Raw genomic sequence first — 16,693 nt, 5'->3', positions numbered from 1 at the left:
AATAAAATTCAAATTTTACACATTACTTTCCTTGATTACTCAGCATAGTTGATTTTCTCCTCCTAATATTAGACAGCAGAACTATACTAACTCTCTCTCACACATATCCAACGCAGATGCAATAACAGCATCCATGTCATAGTACTTATACTCACCAAGACGTCCACCGAAAATAATATTTTTTTCGTTTTCTGCTAACTTCTTGTACTCTTCATAGAGCTTACTATTCTTCTGATCATTAACCGGATAATATGGCTCATCACCAGGCTTCCATTCAGAGCTATATTCACGGCTTATGACCGTCTTCGGCTGCGTTCCAAATTCAAACCATTTATGCTCAATTATACGTGTCCAAGGTGTCTCCGCATCTGTGTAGTTAACAGCAGCATTCCCCTGGAAGTTTGACTTATCCAGAACCTCTGTCTCAAAGCGTACAGAACGATATTCCAGTGTTCCTAACTTATAATCAAAGTAAGCGTCGATAGCTCCAGTGTAAATAACTTTGTCGGCCATTACATCATATTCTATTTTCTTCTCTAGATAGTCCACGCCAAGCTGTACCTCAATGCCATCCAGCATATTAGCAACCATCTTTGTATAGCCACCCATTGGAATACCTTGATATAAAGCATTAAAGTAGTTATTATCAAAAGTTAAACGAACCGGAAGTCTCTTGATGATAAATGCTGGAAGCTGATCGCAAGGACGTCCCCACTGCTTTTCAGTGTATCCTTTAACTAATTTATTATATATATCAGTTCCAACCAAAGATATAGCCTGTTCTTCAAGATTCTTTGGTACAGTAATACCTGCTTGGTTTTTCTGCTCTTCAATCTTTGCAGCTGCTTCTTCAGGAGTCACAACCCCCCACATCTTATTAAAGGTGTACATATTAAATGGTAAAGAATACAATTCACCATAATAATTTGCTACTGGGGAATTCGTAAAACGGTTGAACTCTGCAAACTTATTTATATAATCCCACACCTTCTTGTCATTGGTATGGAAAATATGTGCACCATACTTATGAACATTGATGCCTTCAATCTCTTCTGTATAGACATTTCCAGCAATATTAGGACGCTTGTCAATTACCAAAACAGATTTACCTTGTGCTTTTGCTTCATTCGCAAATATTGCTCCGTAAAGACCTGCTCCTACTACTAAATAATCATATTTCATAACTTTATTACCTTGACCTTTCCTTAATTTTTATAGGGCACACTGCTATACATTTATAGCATCGTACACATTTTTCAGTTTCAATTTTAGGATATGGAAATCCCTCTTCATCCAAAACCATATAAATTGCAGACTTAGGACAAATTGCATAACATGCAGAACATCCACAGCACAATTCTTTTTCACCGAACAAAATAGGTAATTCTTTCATTTTTTTCACTTCACCTTCTTTACATTGAAACGTATTTTCTCAATATTCTATTTTTTAATAAAACAACTGTAATAATACTGCAAATACCATATATAAATACAACTTCAATAATACGAATACCTATATTTTGTTTTAAGCCAAAATATATCAAGCATTTGTTCGCTATCTTGTATATAAATGGATGCAAAATCCATATTCCTGTAGTTGTTGGTGCTATACGCTTTGCAATATTCCAAAACATATCATTATGAATAGAGCAATTCACCATGTTCTTCATTAATATTACACTCCCAAAAACAACAGGTATAAAATCATAATAACTAGATGCCCAAACAATATGCAATTTTATCGCTAACATGCATACACACAACCAGCAAATCACAAAAACTAAAATGTCTATTTTACCCCAAATACCAACATTTAGCTTCTCATTCTTTTTTATGTACATACCAATAAAGAAGTAGCTTCCATTGGTACATAACCTTAATGGAGCAGGCACTATTTCCCTAATCTCTGGAAGTCCATTTATCGTAAGAATAATATCAACAAAAAAAATAATGAACAACAATAGAATAAGTCCACTAATTACTGGTTTTGTAATTATCTTTTGAATACTATACCCTTTGTTTTTTAGTAGTATATTTATAATCAAAGAAAACACATAAATAATTACAAGAGCAGACAGAAACCATAAATGAAACAAATCTGATTTACCTATAAATGCACCTATACAAACTTTTAGAAAATATAACGCATCGTGATTAATAATAGATTCTATTACCCCAACAGAAATTCCCCAAAGGATAACAAAACGTAGTATTCTAATAACTTTCTTCTTTATATAATCAAAAGTAATATCTCGACTATATAGCAGATAACCATTTAGCATAAAAAACAATGGTATTCCAAAGCTACCTAATAAATAAAAACAGAGTTGCACTGCCCCATCCCCATTTTCAATCACATGTAATATTACTACCATTAAGGATGCAATTGATTTTACTAGGTTAATTCTATCTGACTTACTTGTTAAACTGTTTGAAATATTATTCATTTTATTATATGTTTCACCTTTCTCGCCAATTCATATACCCTTCTAAATGGTTGGTATTTCATAATATAATAAAAGACGACTTTATTACTATAAAGATTCCTTCCTTTAATGCATTCTGTTGAGTAATGAATTTCTTTCTTAATAAAATAATCTATTTTCCCATCCCATTTATAGTCTATACTTTGCATTTTTTTATTTTCCAAAAAGTAGTTTACACTTTTCCTAAGTCCATCTGATAAACTTATCGAAAACTCATATCCTTCAATTGCCTTCATAACTTTTGTATTATCAAATCTCATATTGCTTCCCTTATCCCCTTTTAAAATCTGATAGTACTCAGGAATATATTTCTCCACCATTTCTAAAGAAATAGAAAACATTTTCGATTTTCTTCTCAATATTTCACACAAAGTTTCGTAAACTTCCCTCCATGTATATGTATACGTGCTTGTTATATGAAACTCTTCTTTATAAGCATTTCTATTACAAAGTAGTTTATACAAAACTTCTGAAAAATCAATTGTGTGTGTCAGGGTACATATTGCAGACCCTCCATCAAGTAAAACAATGGGTTTATCTTCAATAATTCTTTGTATTAAAGTAAAATTAAATCCATCTGGTATTATTTGAAACGGAATTCTAGAATCACCATATGTTACATATGGTCTTATTATTGTATAATTTATATCTTGATCCTTTAAATATTTCTCGCACAATGACTTATTATATGCATAATCCCACTTCTCATTACCTACAGGCGTATTTTCTGAAATGATTTCATTCTCATTACGCTTTATATAAGCAGTTGCAGATGAAATAAAAATATATTGTGAAAATTTTTTATAGATTACAGAAAGAGTTTTTTTCATTTGATCTACTGTAAAACTAAGGAAATCAACTACAACATCATATTTTCTTAAATTTATTTTTCTTTTCAATTCATCTACAGATTCTAATCGCCAATCAGCAATAATTAAATTAGCTCTTTCGTCTATAAATTCTTTTCTTTTTCCTCTATTAACTAAATATACATCGTTATTTTCATCCAAACATTTTTTAGTAAAATCCGTTGATAATATTCCACTTCCACCTATTATTAGTATTTTCATTTTCTCACCCTATTAAAATTATTTTTTTAACATCTTTAAGAACAAATTCCTCTTGCTAATCAGCAAGACTATCAGTATTATACATCTAACTATATATGACCATATCCCTGAAATATAATATAGAAAAAGCTGAATTCCCACGAGTAATACATATATGTATAATTCACGAATATTTAGAGTTATGTTTGCAAATTTTTTAGTATCAAACCAACGATAAACAATGGTTACAAAATAACCTAGCAATGTATTTAACGCTGCCCCCATAATCCCCAACACCGGTATAAAAATGATATTTAGAATAATATTGGTTACAGCACCAATAAGAGTAGAATATAGTGCTCCTTTGGTATCTTTAAATACAGAATACAAAGAACCCAAATTCCCATTTAATGCATGTAAGACTACGCTTAAAATTAATAATGGAACATATAACCATGCAGATGCATATTCTTCTGCAAACAAAACTAAAATCATTGGCTTAGTTATAACTAATATTCCAAGAAGTCCAACAACCATAACAGATAAATAATTGTTGAAAACGTCAGAATATAGTCTGTCTCTATCATTATTATCAATTGAATTAATAGCGGTTGTTTGCCATGCTTGATAGAAAATATTCTCAAAAATACTTAATATATTGGGTAACTTATTAGCTACAGAGTATATACCAGTGGCGGTTGTTCCCATAAAAAAAGTCAACATATATCGATCAGACAAATCCATAATCCACCACATTGTCGCTGTTGGCAATAATGGTAAGCAGAATTTAATAAATTCTTTCATGTATTTTCTATCTATGGCATGAACAGAAAAGTTCTTAGTTATTTTACATGCAATTCCTAAATATATTGTTTCAACTATTTTACTTATCAGAAAAGATAATAGCCAACCATACAATCCTTGGTTTAGTAAAACCATAAAAACACAATTTGAAAAAAGTAAAGAAACAGAAGAAACCACTCCTGATAATGCAAAAAGAAACATCTTATCAGAGCCTCGCAAATATTGAGCCATAATGAAGTTTATAGACCCTAGTATTGCACATATACAAACAATTATTATATATTGTTGCGAAAAGTCAAATCTAAAGGTAAAGAATGGGATCATGAAGCATACCAAAATTCCAGGCAAACTAATGACAAAGGAGGAACTAAATACCTTTTTTTTATCATATTTTTTATCATTTGAATAACGAAAAGTAGCTTCATATATATCAAGACAAAGTAGAGGCAATACAAGCCCCATTGTCGAATTGATTAAATCCATTATTCCATATTGCGCAACTGTCATAAAATAGGAGTACAAAGGTGCTAAAATAAAGGCAATGATTTTGCTCCCCATATTTGCAATAGCAATAATTATTGTATTTCTCTTAAGCTCATTATAATTCTTATTCATTATTTTTCCTTTCCTAATAATCGCGCACGAAAATACCAGAACCACTCTCTAGCTGAAGGACGGAAAAATTTATCAATGGCCTTGACTCCTCCTTTTTCTTTAACAAATTCAAAAAAAAGATCTCGAGAATCATTTTTTTTCACCGAAGATACTGCAGTCCAATTTCCTGCCATTAAAGTCTCTGAATCATACCTTTCATAATGCAAATTATCCTTTATCTCTTCGAATATTTCCAATGCTCTACTATTTTGTACTAATAATGCTGATAAGCCATAATCATCGTTCAACTTTTCATTTTCCTCACCAATACCCCAACAATCTGAAATAGTAAAATCACTATTTCTATTTAATCCTTTAAAATGACAGTTGAAGCATGATGGTCTAATATTACAATAGGATAAATATGATTTCATAAATTTATTCATGCATCCTCTAATTTGATAATTGTGATTTACATATTCAACACTAAAATACCACTTTTTCCATCCCTTTGGTTTACTCTTAAAAACTATATTCTTTATTGTGCCAGACTTAGATAATTCGTCTACATACTCATTCCATACTGTATTGGACGCTACTCCATGACATACAAAATCCATGCAATATAAATTATCATATTCTTTTTCCATGAAAGATTTTAAACCTTCAACTTGGCAAGGAGTTCCCACAAATAGCACAACTGTACCGTCTTGTAAATATTGTCTCACCTCTTTATAAGTCTCACCAATTAGACTCTGTGGATATTTGGACCCCCTTAATTTATCTAAATCCTCAACCCTATTTACGCATATATGATGAATTGAAAAATCAGAATCAAAAGCAGCACCAAATACGACACCATTATAATTCTGTATTATATGATCGGCAAGCAAAGTAAATATTCCACCAGACGTACTTTTCATTCTTATTTCAATATTATCATTATAGCAAGCAAATGCTTGTGGATAGTTATCAGTTTCCATTTCCAAACCTCCCTAAATGTCCATCTGTTGCATTCTCTTTATGGTGAATTGAAGCAGGATTTCCAATTACAATCGAATGAGAAGGTACATCAAAATTAACAAATGTATTTGGTGCAATAAGCACATCATCACCTATCTTAACTTTACCTACAACAGTTGAATTCGCCCTAATACATACTCTATTTCCAAAACTAGGAAACCCTTCTCTTTTCCCTCTTATATCTCTTCCAATTGTAACTCCATGTGTTAACATTATTTCATTTCCAAATTTTGCATTTCCGTTAATTATAATCCTTCCCCAATGTCCAATTATAAATCCTTCCCCAATATTAGGGTTACCAAGAAAGTCTATTCCTGTCTTATTTGCGTTTTTTTCTAATCTCCACCTATAGAAATGCCCCCATATATTTCCAATATTCACTTGATACTTTCTATATAATTTTACTGTTTTGAATTCTAACGTATGTTTTTCTTTATTTGGTAACTTTGTATCTCCGCATCTAAATGTTGCATTAAACACAATATCTTTTTTTATTGCTTTTCTGTACTTAAAATAATTAAATAAATAGAACTTCGGATGTATTACTTTTACAATTTTAGATTTATTCATAAATACGCCCCATCAATACACAATCGCTTCCTTCAAATATTCTTTACTATGTTTTCTTAATCTCTCCACTTCGCAGTTTACATAACCATAGTCAATTGGTTCGAACGTCTTAGTTATTAGACTATCAACATCATATATTATTCTATCGTTCAATCCAATTCTATTCAAAATATCAGTTTTTCGAAATTCTGATCCAACATTTTCACACAAAGAATATACATCTTTCTCAAAATTGACAGAAAGAATTGTTCCATGATAAGAATCAGTAACCACCATTTCTGCATTATAAATAGCTTCAAGAAATTCAACTGGTCCGAATTCTGAATGTGTTTCAACCACCTTATTTTGTATAGGAATGAATGCAAATGGGGTAACTATAATTAATTTACATTGTCTACTGTTTGCTAATTCAATTAACACCTTTCTATTCTTCTTTAATGGTTGAATTCCACCAAGTGAATAGTATAATATATATCTTTTCTTCTTGTTCTCCTTTAGATTAAGAGATTTAATCCAATCCGCTTTATCTAACAAAAATGTAGGATCTAAAACATTCTCTATATTTCTTCCCATCATTTCTGCCATATGAACTGAGCTAGAATTTTCTCTCATTGAAATGCTAGAAAATTTTGAAATTTCCGGAATAATCCTCTTTAATTCATCATCTGTCATATTTGCAACAGATGATGCATATGACACTTTTTTCCCCGAAAAACCAACCAGTAGATATGAATTCATATATTCCCAAGAATTATGCTCTAATTCTTGAGAGTGTTTATTCCAAATCTGATCACTACCGCTGATTATTGTATCATACTTATTCCAGATATTCACAACATCATCAGGTGTTTGGCATTCATTGCTCAAATTCATATATTGATTAAAGAAATTTTCAAATGCATTACAACGTATACGTCTTTTACCATGAAGCGGAAACTGCATAATGTCTTTAATCAGTGTTTTCATTCCATATTTTGTACGATATAGACTATAAAACTGTCTCTGTTCCTTCATTCTGAAATTAATTAGCTCTGCATAACCACATATCTTTTTAACCATTTCCTGAGTTGCATAGGCTTGTAGTGCTGAACCATAATTATAAGCTGAGTGATAAGTAATAATTCCGATTTTTTTCAACTTGCATTCTCCTTCTAAATTTAACTAATCTAATATTTTTTTTACTTTTATAGGAATGTTGATATTGAAATTAAGGATAAGAAGCCAACATATAGCGTTAATCATTGTGCATAATACTCTTGATTGAACAACTGTAACAAATAAAAGCGCTCCCGACAATATAACAAATCCCATATTACTACGTGACTTTGGGTTTACAATATAACTTCCAATTGCAATAACATACGGTATTGCATACCACATTCCCCACAATATACCACCATATGCCAAAATACCACCTATGCCTGTACTTAAACCTGCATTTGTTCTCCACTCCGCTCGATACGGATCAATGCCTTTCATATTTTCATAGCCTACTCCAGTTATCATATTATGAAGGAAACATTTCATAGATGCAATCACATCATCACTACGAATAGATGTTGATACTACTCCATTCACAAGTTTATCCTGCACAATATAAATAATGCTGTAAATAACAATAGATATCAATGCTGGCATAACTATAAATTTTATTACTTTATTTTTACTAATTTCCTTGTAAAATTTCAGATAAAACAATACTGCAAGCACCAAAAAACCTGTTGTTGAAAATGAAGTTATCATCGCAGTGACAATAATAGCAAGTATACATTTTCTGTATCCTTTATTTCTCATAAACATTTCATAATATAATGCAAATGCTAAAGGATAAGCTAACATAGGAGCCTCTACAAATAGTGCCATATTTCTTACTCCGGAATATCCAAATGCATCTATTACTTGTCCTTCACAATACAAATGATAGAAATCATAATAATTCTGAATTCCCCAGCCAACTTCTGCGTATGGATAATATGTTGTAGGTTGTATTATATGTAAACATGATGCGAATACAAAGAAAAACAAACTTATTGTAGCAATGATAGCCATAATATTTGTATAAGCTTCCATTATTTCAGCTAAATTATTTCTATTTGATAGGTATATTAAAAAAAGAATAAAAGCCACTACTATCGAAAATAAAAATTCAATATTATGGAACTCTCCAATTAAAGTGAGAATCATCATCACAGCAAAATAACACCCGATTAGAAATAAAATATTATTTTTAATCTTATATTTATTATCTAACAATAAAGCCAATAATAAAAGCGCTAGTATTGCATATAAAAAATATCTATTTGGTAATGTATGTACAAGTAGTGAATGACACTGCAAAACTACTACTATTAGCAAAATATACATTAATAATTTTCTAATCCATTTTATCACTAAAATATCACCTCATAGTTTCATCATATTAGATTATTATATATTTTTCATTAGTATCAAATCTTCTCTTGTTATATGCCAGATAGTATCTGTCAATTATTCAAAATAATTTCTACATGAAATTGTATCTCACCAAATTAGCGTAAAAAACTCAAAATAGCATAATTAAAATCTTATAGTATTTTATTATCAATGGAATATTTAATTTTATTTTAAATGATACAATACTACTCTTTTACACCCAGTTAAAAATCGCTTTTTTAGTGGCCATTTTTCTTCAGTATTAATCACACCTACTTCAAACACCTTAAAACAATTATGCTTAACATATACATTCAATAATCGTTCTGCCATAAATCCATAAATGCGTTTTTGATATGAATTATATCCCGTTAAATCAGCTCTTTTCTCAACTTCAAATAAAATTGCAAACAACCATTTGCAGTAATCATCGTATATTTCTTTTTTACATATCATCATATTAAAAAAGCTAATATCATGCCCATTCATATATTTTCGATATGTTTTCAAATATTCTGGACACTGCTCACCAATAATTTCTTCAACTAAATCTAGATCTTTTTTATATCCTGATTCTTCACAATAATTTTCTTCTATAGTCTGTTGTATTCTCTGATGAAACGGAAGTATTATATCATAAGTCTTTAATTTATTTTCAACACATTTTTTAGACAATATTTTTTTGTTTCCAAAATGATTTGAAAAATATCTTCTATAATGAGTAATTCCAATATATTCATCTTTACAATTTTTCCACAGCCAATATAATCCTGTTAATTCACAATAATTTGAATTTTTTTCAGAAATATTCTCTCCACTATCATCATATTCATCGCCAAAAATATGGCCTCTATGCGCCCCAACCAATAAACTTCTGTATCCCTCATCTTTGGGCTGCTCAAATGCTTTATGAGTTATAATATATATTGACATTTTTATCTCCTTACATTAACTAAAATATATTTCTCGAACTTTTGCAGCAGTTTTGTCAACGTCATATCCTTTTTCTTCCAACGCTGCTGCATTATTATATCTTTCTGCTTCTTTATACTTCAATATTCCTTCTATCCATGGTTGAACGCTTTCAGACAATGGTAAATATTCTATTGATTTACCAATAGAAAGTTCATTAGATACATTATCTGATACTATTATCGGCAATCCTGCCGCCTGCGCTTCAACACCAACAATTGGTAACCCTTCAAATCTAGATGGAAGTAGAAAGATGTCCATTGCCTGTAAGTACTCATGTACATTATTCACATTTCCGCAAAAGATGACTTTATTTACTATACTTAATTTCTCCACATAAATTTTTATTTCTTCTTCAAGTTCCCCTGAACCAATTAACATTAACTTTGCATTTTTCTCTATTTTTAAAAGCTCATTGAAAATTTTTATTAAATATTCATGATTTTTTTGGTAACTGAATCTTCCGACATGACCAATAACAAATGTATTTTCCTCTATATTATACTTCATCCTTATATTTTTTCTTACTTTTTGATTTATCTCAAATTTTTTTAAATCCACACCATTATTCAATATAATCATTTCATTTTTAACAATATGTGGCATATATTTTGCTTCTCCAGCAACTAAAGAACAAGCACAATAGAAATCAACATTTTTTCTCATTACAAAATTCCCTGCAATACGAAGTATTCGGTTTTTCATATTGATATTCTCAATTGCACAATGAGAATGTGTAATTACTTTTTTCACTCCATTTTTCTTTGCATAATATGCTAATATGCAAAGTATAGAAATACTGCCTGAATGAATATGAACTACATCATATTTGTTTTCCTTCAAAAACATATCCACATATTTGTTAATATTAAATCGATTCTTTCCTGGAGAAAATTCCAAACCAAGGGCCACGATCTTCCCCCCAAAATCCTCAACGGTTTTCTTATAATACATATTATCACAATAATAGGGAGTCATTAAATCAACCTCTATATTTTCTAAATTCATGTGTGATAACAAATTGATAACAAAGGATTCCTGTCCACCATTCGATATTGGTTCTCCAAAAACTTCTAATACTTTCATTTTCCCCACCATATCACTCATTTATATACTCAATATCCGGCATAAACTTAAATCCTTCTTTTGTGCCTTGAAAAATCATTTTTATACGTTTCAATCGATTATTCTTTGACTTAATTAATACTCTAGCAACATGTCCTGACAATCTAATCACTTCATAGATGAATCCTTTAACACTTTCTCGGCGATATAGATAAACATCATTCCTGTATAGATAGCGATAGCGGTCCAATCTATCCACTCCATCAGTTGCAATATTCGCACCTATGTTATTAGCAGATTTATGTATTACAACGCTTGTTGTTAACAGATAGCATGAATAATTTTGTGAAATCCTTCTCGTATACTCCCAATCATCAGTCCAAATAAAGAACTCCTTTATAGGAAGTCCAACTTTGAGAACTACTTTCGTTGGTATAAACAATGATACAAAAGATGCCATAGCAACAGTTGATAATTTTTCATCAAAATCTGTAACATATTTTGTCAACGTTTTTCTTTGAATATTCATCTTACATATATTATTATCTTTCCATAGCACTTTGCTTGAGAGGAAACCATACTGTCCATTTAATTTTCGATCACAATTCAAGAATTCTTCCAAAGCATTTTCTGTTGGTATACAGTCATCATCCATAACCCAAATGTATTCAAATTGATGTTCTGTCGCGTACCTAATTCCATACTGAAATCCTCCAGCTCCACCCAAATTTTCACCAGTATTTATGTATATTATTTGCTTATTATCAATATATGCTTGAATGCTATCTCTTGTCCCATCAGTACTTGCATTATCAATTATTACAACAGTCAATTTATCTGCAACTGTCTGCTTTAATAAACTTTCAATATTTTCAAGCAATAGATTTTTTCTGTTATATGTTACAACTACCGCAGCAACTTTATTTTCCATAGTTAACAACTCCCAAATTTAATAATTTAATTTTACACCTTCACTGTAAAATTAAAAGCTTCCTTCATAACGCTTATTCAAAAACTTTGCCATTAAAAAAGCAGTCCCTTTCTTCCACCAATTAACTTTTTCCATATGAATGCAAGGAATTTCTTTTATTTCATTCTTTTTAATTGTTCCAATTGTGATTTGATAATCTAACCAAACATTAAAAATAATTTCACTAACTCGCCCATAAAAGCGGCCTTGGAAAAAAGATAACTCAGGCATTTCCAGTTCTTGATTAAGTTTAAAATTAATATCAAATAACCAAGAACAATAATTATCAAAATAATCCTTACGCATTATCATCATATTAAACATGTATCCGTATGATTGCTTCACTATTCGATCATACGAAGCCAAATAATCTGGGTACTTGATACTAATTATTTCGCGAGTTTTGTCTAATTGTTCAGAGTAATGTGTATGTTTATAATGAGAATATAACGATTCAATATAGTATTTTCTCTTACTAGGCACAAACACTTTATACTTTTTAAGCAAAGGTGCTAGCTCCTCATATGTTAACACATTTTCAAATGGTTCATTGGACTTTCTTGTCATTGAAAAATGTCTGCGATAATGTACCAATCCAACATATTCATAATCAAGATTTTTCCATGCCCAATATAAACCTGTCAATTCGCAAAAACTTGAATTCAATTGAGAAATATTTTCTCTAGAATTATCTTTCTCATAACCAAAATCCAATTCATTGCCTTCCGCATCAGTTTTCCCCTCTGCTCCAACATGCAAAGGGAGATATATATCGTCTGATGGCATCCGATATTTTTTATGTGTTGCAATTACAATTTTTGCTTTCAGCTTTTCTCCATTCATGTTCTCTCCTCCTTTACGTGAATATTTTTAGATCATTCTTCATTTTGGATAAGATAATATAAACTTAAATCAAAGCCTTTGAATCGCACTGATCTTTTTGTACCTAATTATTCCAAAATAATACAACTATCTTTTTTCTAAATCTCATTTCTGTTTTCTTAATTTATTCTTTCGAATTTGAGGTTTACTAACTCCATTCTTTATATTTATTTTTTTTCCACTATATCCAGCCTTTAAATATTATTAAAAATCTTTGTCGAAAGCTATTCTTTCACCTAATTTCAAATACCATATTATAAAACCACTTCATTTACTTCTTGTTCAACCAAGCTCGTTGATTATACCTACTGTTCTTATTCTAAAAAAGATGTAATATAAACAACATCACATATGGGGCTTCTGCATAACAATGAGCACATGATAATAATAGCAAAAAGTAGCAGTAGTTAACCTTTTGCTTTATATATTTAAACTGAATAGTAGATGTTTTTACAAATTTGTATTATTACTAATTTTGTCACTTAGATCATATCCTTTTATACTATAAGTAGTTATAAAGTATAATTTTCTAACTATTCTTCCATATAATTATTTCTACACCATCTTCATGCGATATTATCAAATTATAGCCAAATATAAAACTTTTGCGAATACTCATAATTTTTAACGGTATAACCAGCCTCCAACCACTCGCATAGCAAGTGATTTTCTTCTAACTCTAAAACACATAATAAAAAGTTTCACATAGCATAAGAATATACTCTTCTACACTTAATTTTATTAATCCAACTCTATCTCAGATACAGTTTCACAATATTTTCCTATCTTGCATGTTCATCACCAAAAAACACTCCAAATGTTTTTAATACTAACTTTATATCAACTAGAGTATTTCTCTCTCTAACATACTTAACATCTAATCTCATCCAATCTTCAAAGCCAATATCACTTCTTCCAGACACCTGCCAATAGCAAGTAAGCCCTGGCTTAACTGTTAATCTTTCCATCATCCAATCTTCAAATTTCGCCACTTCTTTTGGTAGTGATGGCCTCGGTCCAACTAAACTCATTTCACCTTTTAAGACGTTAACTAATTGCGGCAGTTCATCTATACTTGTTTTTCTTATGAATCTTCCCACCTTAGTTATTCTTGGATCTTCTTTCATTTTAAACATTGGTCCATTCATTTCATTTTTAGCACTTAGCTTGTCCTTTAGTTCTTCTGCATTGACCACCATAGATCTAAATTTATACATTCTGAATTTTTTGCCATTTCTTCCAACTCTCTCTTGTGAAAAGATTGAGTTTCCTTCTGATTCTAATCTGATTAAAATAGCTGTAACTAAAAATATTGGGCTTAAAATTATAAGTCCAATAGATGAACAAACTACATCCATAGTTCTCTTTAAAAAACAATATCCTATTCTGCTGTCTTCCGTTTCCAGTTGTTCTTTAAACAAAACTTCCTCACTGTTAAATTCTAACTGCTGCATACTACTCCCCCTAAAGCTCATTATCACCAAACGAACAAATTTTCCCCTTATTATTCACAAAAAGCAACCAACCTTAACATAAATCAAAGCCGGTTGCACTAATAACTCACCATATATAAAGTGCCCAGATAAACATATGGATCAACGTCTCTCTATCACAGATTATACCACATAATTAATAATTTGTTAATATTGATTCGACAATCCATCTCATGAAATTTATCCCATTGTTAGACATTTAACAATAAATTTATCTTTTAAAAAATCCAAATATCGATTTCTTTTCTTTAATTTTCTCTCCTGAAAACTTTATCTCCCCATTATTTAGCATTTTTTCAGAACTATCTTTAAATACATCCTTGATTGTGCTTTTATTTATTAAATCCAAAGCCGTACTAAGACCAGTATTTCTTCTATTAATATTATGAGCATCAGACCCTATAAAGTTATATATCCCATTATTTAGAAGCGTATTCGCTGTCTTTTGAACTTTTTCTCCAAATCTTCCATCTATACTTCCAGCATTTACTTGGAATAAATAACCTTCATTAATAAACTTATTAATATTCTTAGGATCTTGTATAATAGGAATATATCTTTCTGGATGTGCAATTACTGGTACTATGTTTCTCACTTGAAGCTCATAAAGAGTGTCAAATATACTTTCATCAAACTTTCTCATCGGAAATTCAATAAGCATATATCTAGAATCATTTATAGTTCCAATATTCCCTTGCATATAATATTCTATTATCTTTTCAGTATAATAAACTTCCTGACCACTATATACCTTTATATCTATGTTCTCTTTCACTAAAATATTATTAATTTCCTTCACATAATTCTTAACTTCATCAATTGTAGCTTCTCCATACTCAAGTAAATAATGAGGAGTAGCCACAATCTCTTTAACACCATCTTTTTCCGCATTTCTAAGCATCTCCAAAGTCATTTCCATATCCCTAGATCCATCATCAATCCCCGGTATTATATGCGAATGAATATCTACTATCATAACTATCCCTCTCCTCTAAAAATAAAAAAATCAGTAAAAGTTTCCCTCTTCTTTCGGTAAATATACTCACAAAACTAATCTTCATAGATATCCAATTTAAATCTTCAACTTATTAGATAAATAAATTCGCTAGAAATTATAATCTTTTATCTATATTCCACCCAAGTAGATATCCATACTTCAAACTATATATATTCCTGAATATACTCTATACCAGAAATAAAGGTCTTGCTTTTGTGGAAGTGTTACATTAGAGGATTAAAATGTGGATATTTCTTTAGCAGAAGTTGTTCCAGTTTTGCTTGTCCTGAACTTGTTTCAGGAGCATGCGAAAATGGTGCAACTTCTGCTATTAGAAATTCACAGTTTAATCCTCAGTAACCGGAACAAATAATATGACCTTTATTTAGGTAAATATACTCACAAAACTAATTTATATTACATATAGAATTCTCACTAGAAAGTTGAAACATTTTTATGCAGCAGGCATTTGAAAATAAGCTGTTAAAAGTGCTTGATTGTAGGTTGTTCAGCTACTGCTTGTCACAATGAAATTGGGAGCAAGCAGTAGTGATGCAACCTGCAATTTAGCACTTTCAGCGAAATTTTCATAGTCCTGCGAAATAACAATGTTTCTACTTTCGGTAGATCATTATGTAAATCTATATTACTTTATTTACCTTCTTCACTACTTCCATAATAGTAGTAGTATTTACCTCTAGTATTTTCTACTGCATGAAGTACAGTTCCTAATATATTAGCTCCAACTTTAGTTAATAAATTCTTTGCATCAATTACTGATTCTCTACTTGTTCTTTGCGCTCTTACAACAAGTATAGTTCCATCTGCTTTTGTAGAAAGAATTTGAGCATCTGTAACAGCTTGAAGTGGGGCACTATCTAAAATTACTATATCGTATTTCTCCCCTAATTTTTGTATTAAATTAGTCATGGCAGTTGAAGATAACATTTCTGATGGGTTAGGCGGAATCTTACCAGATGTTAATATATCAAGATTTTCGTTACGACTTTGTATTACATTATCTAGATCTTCTTTTCCTATAAGAACTTCAGATAATCCACTTAAGTTTGATAATTTAAAGTTTTTATGTACTGAAGGTTTTCTTAAATCACAATCAACTATTATAACTCTTTTTTCATTTTGAGCAAAAGATAATGCAAGATTACCTGACACTGTAGACTTTCCTTCTGCTGCTTCCGCACTTGTAATTACAATAGTTTTAATTGTCTTATCAAATGATGAATACTGAATATTTGTTCTTAATGTTCTATATGCTTCCGATACTATTGACTTTGGTTTTTTTTCAACTACAAAACCCTTATATTCTTGATTTGCTACTGCTTTATTTAATCTTTTTGCTGAAAACATCTTTTTAT

16 protein-coding genes and 1 riboswitch are annotated in these 16,693 nt (G+C 30.4%); all 16 genes read right to left on the bottom strand.

The annotated features are described in order from the left end of the window. Window positions 1-81: 81 nt before the first annotated feature. On the bottom strand, window positions 82-1,182 hold the full coding sequence (gene glf / locus F3K33_RS05760) for a UDP-galactopyranose mutase (protein ID WP_039771258.1): 1,101 nt from the start codon (window positions 1,180-1,182) through the stop codon (window positions 82-84). 7 nt (window positions 1,183-1,189) lie between these two features. After that, a complete protein-coding gene (locus F3K33_RS05755; RefSeq protein WP_039771260.1) occupies window positions 1,190-1,393 on the bottom strand; it encodes a 4Fe-4S dicluster domain-containing protein in 204 nt (67 codons plus the stop codon). 19 nt (window positions 1,394-1,412) lie between these two features. Continuing rightward, on the bottom strand, window positions 1,413-2,447 hold the full coding sequence (locus F3K33_RS05750) for an acyltransferase family protein (RefSeq protein WP_039771263.1): 1,035 nt from the start codon (window positions 2,445-2,447) through the stop codon (window positions 1,413-1,415). Then, on the bottom strand, window positions 2,444-3,556 hold the full coding sequence (locus tag F3K33_RS05745) for an NAD-dependent epimerase/dehydratase family protein (protein ID WP_039771265.1): 1,113 nt from the start codon (window positions 3,554-3,556) through the stop codon (window positions 2,444-2,446). The genes F3K33_RS05750 and F3K33_RS05745 overlap by 4 nt, the downstream gene beginning before the upstream one ends. Window positions 3,557-3,574: 18 nt before the next feature. Further along, complete coding sequence (locus tag F3K33_RS05740; protein WP_039771267.1) at window positions 3,575-4,954, bottom strand: oligosaccharide flippase family protein; 1,380 nt, start codon at window positions 4,952-4,954, stop codon at window positions 3,575-3,577. Beyond that, window positions 4,954-5,916, bottom strand: coding sequence for a Coenzyme F420 hydrogenase/dehydrogenase, beta subunit C-terminal domain (locus tag F3K33_RS05735; RefSeq protein WP_051144822.1), 963 nt, complete (start codon window positions 5,914-5,916; stop codon window positions 4,954-4,956). Before F3K33_RS05735 ends, F3K33_RS05740 begins: the two co-directional genes overlap by 1 nt. After that, window positions 5,906-6,526 (bottom strand): LbetaH domain-containing protein, encoded by a 621-nt coding sequence (locus F3K33_RS05730; protein ID WP_039771269.1) that lies wholly within the window; start codon window positions 6,524-6,526, stop codon window positions 5,906-5,908. Before F3K33_RS05730 ends, F3K33_RS05735 begins: the two co-directional genes overlap by 11 nt. Window positions 6,527-6,538: 12 nt before the next feature. Continuing rightward, complete coding sequence (locus F3K33_RS05725) at window positions 6,539-7,663, bottom strand: polysaccharide pyruvyl transferase family protein (protein ID WP_039771271.1); 1,125 nt, start codon at window positions 7,661-7,663, stop codon at window positions 6,539-6,541. 24 nt (window positions 7,664-7,687) lie between these two features. Then, complete coding sequence (locus tag F3K33_RS05720; RefSeq protein WP_039771273.1) at window positions 7,688-8,917, bottom strand: hypothetical protein; 1,230 nt, start codon at window positions 8,915-8,917, stop codon at window positions 7,688-7,690. A 207-nt stretch (window positions 8,918-9,124) separates the two neighbouring features. Then, window positions 9,125-9,871: a DUF4422 domain-containing protein gene (locus F3K33_RS05715; RefSeq protein WP_039771275.1), complete on the bottom strand. Its 747-nt coding sequence runs from the start codon at window positions 9,869-9,871 to the stop codon at window positions 9,125-9,127. Window positions 9,872-9,886: 15 nt separating this feature from the next. Continuing rightward, a complete protein-coding gene (locus F3K33_RS05710; protein WP_039771277.1) occupies window positions 9,887-10,996 on the bottom strand; it encodes a glycosyltransferase in 1,110 nt (369 codons plus the stop codon). Window positions 10,997-11,009: 13 nt separating this feature from the next. Next, window positions 11,010-11,906 (bottom strand): glycosyltransferase family 2 protein, encoded by an 897-nt coding sequence (locus F3K33_RS05705; protein WP_039771279.1) that lies wholly within the window; start codon window positions 11,904-11,906, stop codon window positions 11,010-11,012. A 51-nt stretch (window positions 11,907-11,957) separates the two neighbouring features. Next, window positions 11,958-12,788 carry a DUF4422 domain-containing protein gene (locus F3K33_RS05700; RefSeq protein ID WP_039771281.1) on the bottom strand — a complete coding sequence of 277 codons (831 nt, stop codon included), beginning with the start codon at window positions 12,786-12,788 and terminating at the stop codon, window positions 11,958-11,960. Between the two features lie 821 nt (window positions 12,789-13,609). After that, the gene (locus F3K33_RS05695) at window positions 13,610-14,281 is read right to left on the bottom strand and encodes a sugar transferase (RefSeq protein WP_039771283.1); all 672 of its coding nucleotides are present in this window, start codon (window positions 14,279-14,281) and stop codon (window positions 13,610-13,612) included. A 78-nt stretch (window positions 14,282-14,359) separates the two neighbouring features. Beyond that, window positions 14,360-14,442: riboswitch (cyclic di-GMP riboswitch) on the bottom strand. Between the two features lie 89 nt (window positions 14,443-14,531). Then, window positions 14,532-15,296, bottom strand: coding sequence for a tyrosine-protein phosphatase (locus tag F3K33_RS05690; RefSeq protein ID WP_084670541.1), 765 nt, complete (start codon window positions 15,294-15,296; stop codon window positions 14,532-14,534). Window positions 15,297-15,968: 672 nt separating this feature from the next. Next, complete coding sequence (locus F3K33_RS05685; protein ID WP_039771285.1) at window positions 15,969-16,685, bottom strand: CpsD/CapB family tyrosine-protein kinase; 717 nt, start codon at window positions 16,683-16,685, stop codon at window positions 15,969-15,971. Window positions 16,686-16,693 lie beyond the last annotated feature (8 nt).

The sequence above is a fragment of the Clostridium beijerinckii genome, from assembly GCF_008705175.1.
Lineage (GTDB): Bacteria > Bacillota > Clostridia > Clostridiales > Clostridiaceae > Clostridium > Clostridium beijerinckii.
The sequence above is the reverse complement of the archived record's forward strand: the minus strand, read 5'-3'. Positions and strand labels throughout refer to the sequence as shown.